This window comes from Streptomyces sp. OfavH-34-F (assembly GCF_022347745.1).
Lineage (GTDB): Bacteria > Actinomycetota > Actinomycetes > Streptomycetales > Streptomycetaceae > Streptomyces.
Genome location: NZ_JAKRGC010000488.1, coordinates 1 through 3,190, shown reverse-complemented (window position 1 = coordinate 3,190; position 3,190 = coordinate 1). Strand labels below are relative to the sequence as shown.

Below are 3,190 nucleotides of genomic sequence, written 5' to 3'. Positions count from 1 at the left end.
CCGCCCCGGCGGCGGACGCGGCCTGACCGGCGTCACCGAGCGCGCCCTGCTGCTCGGCGGCACCGCCGGGGCCGGTCCGCGCGACGACGGCGTGTGGCGGCTGTCCGCCCGCCTCCCCCTGCCCGGTCCCGCGAAGGAGCGACGATGAGCCGGACGGTCCGGATCGTGCTGGCCGACGACGAACGGATGGTGCGCACCGCGCTGCGGGCCATCCTGGACGCGGAGGACGGCCTGGAGGTCGTCGGCGAGGCCGCGACCGGCGCCGAGGCGGTGTCGGTGGTGCGGGCGCTGCGGCCCGACGTGGTGCTGATGGATGTGCGGATGCCCGAGACGGACGGCATCCGGGCCACCGAGCAGATCCTCGCCGGTCTCGACCCGGCCCCGCGCGTCGTGGTCGTCACCACCTTCGAGCACGACGCCTACGTGTACGAGGCGCTGCGGGCCGGGGCCGCGGGGTTCCTGCTGAAGCGGGCGGCGGCGGAGGAGCTGGTGCGGGCGGTACGGCTGGTGGCCTGCGGCGACTCGCTCCTCTTCCCGTCCGCGGTACGGCGGCTCGCCGCCTCCTTCGGCCCGGCCCTGCGGCCCCCCGCCCCGCCCTGGGCCGCCCGGCTCACCGAGCGGGAGGCGCAGGTGCTGCGGCTGATGACGGCCGGGCTGACCAACGCGGAGATCGCGGACCGGCTGGCGGTGGGCGCGGCGACCGCCAAGTCGCATGTCGCGGCGGTCCTCGCGAAGACCGGTACCCGCGATCGCACCCAGGCGGTCATCGCGGCGTACGAGTCGGGGTTCGTCACCCCCGGCTGACCGGGGGGCGGACCTCTTCCCGCGCGTGCTTCCGCACATGAGGAATCGGTGAGAAGCCGCACAACCGGGAACGAAGCGCCCGGGCCCGCTCGTCCCCGGAACGGGATGAACAAGACGATCAGGCGCGCCTCGGTCTTCTGCCTGCTGCTGGTCCTCGCCCTCCTGGGCCGGGCGACCTGGGTGCAGGCGTACCAGGCACGGGCGCTCGCAGACGACGACCACAACCGGCGGAACACGATCGCGCGGTACGCGCAGCCGCTGGGCGACATCATCGTGGCCGGTTCGCCGGTCACGGGCTCGAAGCGGACGGAGGACGGCGATCTCGCGTACCGGCGCACCTACCGCCACGGCGGTCTCTACTCGGCCGTGACCGGCTACGGCTCGCAGGCGTACGGCGCGACGCAGCTGGAAGGGATCTACGGCTCCGTGCTCGACGGGACCGACGACCGGCTGAAGTCCCCGCTGGGCCTGCTGACCGGGAAGAGAGCCGCGCCCGGCGACGTGGTGACGACGATCGATCCGGGCGTCCAGAAGGCCGCGAGCGAGGCGCTCGGTGGCAAGAAGGGCGCGGCGGTGGCGATCGACCCGGGCAGCGGGCAGATCCTGGGCATGGTGTCGACGCCGTCCTACGACCCGTCGTCGATCAGCGGGACGGACGACGGCGCGACCTGGCGCGAGCTGCTCGACGACCCGGACAAGCCGCTGGTCAACCGGGCGCTGCGGCAGCCCCTCGCGCCCGGTTCCACGTTCAAGCTGGTGGTGGCGTCCGCCGCGCTGGAGTACGGGCTCTACGACTCGGTGGACGAGCCGACGAAGAGTCCCGCCCCGTACACGCTGCCGGGCACCCGCACCGTGCTGAGGAACGAGAACGCCGCCGCCCCGTGCGAGAACGCCTCGCTGCGCGTGGCCCTCCAGTACTCGTGCAACAACGTCTTCGGCAAGGCCGCCGTCGACCTGGGGCAGGACAAGGTGCGGGCGATGGCGGAGAAGTTCGGCTTCGGCGAGAAGAAGCTGGACGTGCCGGTCCGGGCCTCCGAGAGCGTCTACCCGAGCGGCATGGACGAGGCGCAGACCGCGCTCTCCGGGATCGGCCAGTTCGAGGTGACGGCCACCCCGCTGCAGATGGCGATGGTGACGGCCGCGCTCGCCAACGGCGGGGAGCTGGCCGCCCCGCACATGGTGTCGAAGGTGACCGACGGCGACGGCGGCACGCTGGAGGACTTCGCGGACGGCGACACCACGCGGATCGTCTCCGCGGACACCGCGAAGCAGCTGCGCAGCGCGATGGTGACCGTCGTGGAGCGGGGCACCGGCGGCAACGCCCGGATCGACGGCGCGGAGGTGGGCGGCAAGACGGGCACCGCCGAGAACGGCGTGGACAACGAGGGCACCCCGTACGCCTGGTTCACCTCGTACGCCCGGGCCGGCGACCGGCAGGTCGCGGTCGCCGTCGTGGTGGAGGACTCCGGCGCCGCCGCTTCGGAGGTCAGCGGCAACGGCCTCGCGGCGCCGGTGGCCCGGAAGATGATGGAGGCGGCGCTGCGGCGGTAGCGCCGTTCCCGGTTCGTTGCCCGCCCCCCGTGTCGAAGCGCTTGCGGGACGCGGTACGCTCACGCCCCGCCCCCGCCCGCGAGGGATGCGGGGGCGGGGACGTACCCGGACGGTCCGGGCGTGCGAGCGCGAGGGACGAGGTCGCTGTGGGCACAGCCGTCGACGATGCCGCCGCCGCCGAGTTCCACGCGTTCTTCGAGGCCCATTACGCGGAGCTGGCCCGGCTCGCCCATCTGCTGACCGGTGAGGCCGACGCGGCCGACGACCTGGCGGCGGACGCGCTGCTCGCGCTCTGGCACCGCTGGGACCGGGTCCGCGAGGCCGGGCATCCGGTGGCGTACGCGCGGGGGGTGGTGGCGAACCTGGCCAGGACCCGTATCCGCAGCGCGGTGCGCGAGCGGCGCCGGATCGCCCTGTTCTGGGGGCCGCGCGGCGGCACGGACGAGGGGGCGGCCGAGGGCCCGGACGTGCCCGCGGTGGTGGACGTGCGGGAGGCGCTGCGGCGGCTGCCGTTCCGCAAGCGGGCCTGTGTGGTGCTGCGGCACGCCTTCGACCTGTCGGAGCGGGACACCTCGCTGGCCCTGGGGATCTCGGTGGGTACGGTGAAGAGCCAGACCTCGCGCGCCGTCGCGGAACTGCAGCGGCTGCTGGGGCCCGACACGCCCGCCGCGCGGGTGCGGGTGGCCGTCGCGGCGCAGCGCAGCGGAGGAGACCGGTGAAGGACGAGGAACTGTCCGGGCTGCTGCGGGAGGCCGCCGGGGCCCACCGCCCGGACCGGGCCCGGATGCTGGCCCGCGTGGAGCGCGGGATGGCCGGGGAGCGCCCGGGGGCGGGG

The 3,190-nt window shown here is 74.9% G+C and carries 3 protein-coding genes and 1 pseudogene; all 4 read left to right on the top strand.

Features of this window, described 5'->3' with window-relative positions; genetic code table 11:
- Window positions 1-148 (top strand): annotated as a pseudogene (locus MHW47_RS33755) (histidine kinase); the annotation flags it as partial.
- Window positions 145-804: a response regulator transcription factor gene (locus MHW47_RS33750; RefSeq protein ID WP_239227657.1), complete on the top strand. Its 660-nt coding sequence runs from the start codon at window positions 145-147 to the stop codon at window positions 802-804. The pseudogene MHW47_RS33755 and the gene MHW47_RS33750, both read left to right, overlap by 4 nt.
- Window positions 805-909: 105 nt before the next feature.
- Entirely contained in the window at window positions 910-2,355 is a 1,446-nt protein-coding gene (locus MHW47_RS33745; protein WP_239227656.1) for a penicillin-binding protein 2, read from the top strand.
- Between the two features lie 146 nt (window positions 2,356-2,501).
- Window positions 2,502-3,074 carry a SigE family RNA polymerase sigma factor gene (locus MHW47_RS33740; protein ID WP_239227655.1) on the top strand — a complete coding sequence of 191 codons (573 nt, stop codon included), beginning with the start codon at window positions 2,502-2,504 and terminating at the stop codon, window positions 3,072-3,074.
- The last annotated feature ends 116 nt before the right edge of the window (window positions 3,075-3,190 follow it).

Coding starts and splice junctions, on each gene's coding strand:
- MHW47_RS33745 (WP_239227656.1), top strand. CDS start 910: ATGAACAAGACGATCAGGCGCGCCTCGGTCTTCTGCCTGCTGCTGGTC.
- MHW47_RS33750 (WP_239227657.1), top strand. CDS start 145: ATGAGCCGGACGGTCCGGATCGTGCTGGCCGACGACGAACGGATGGTG.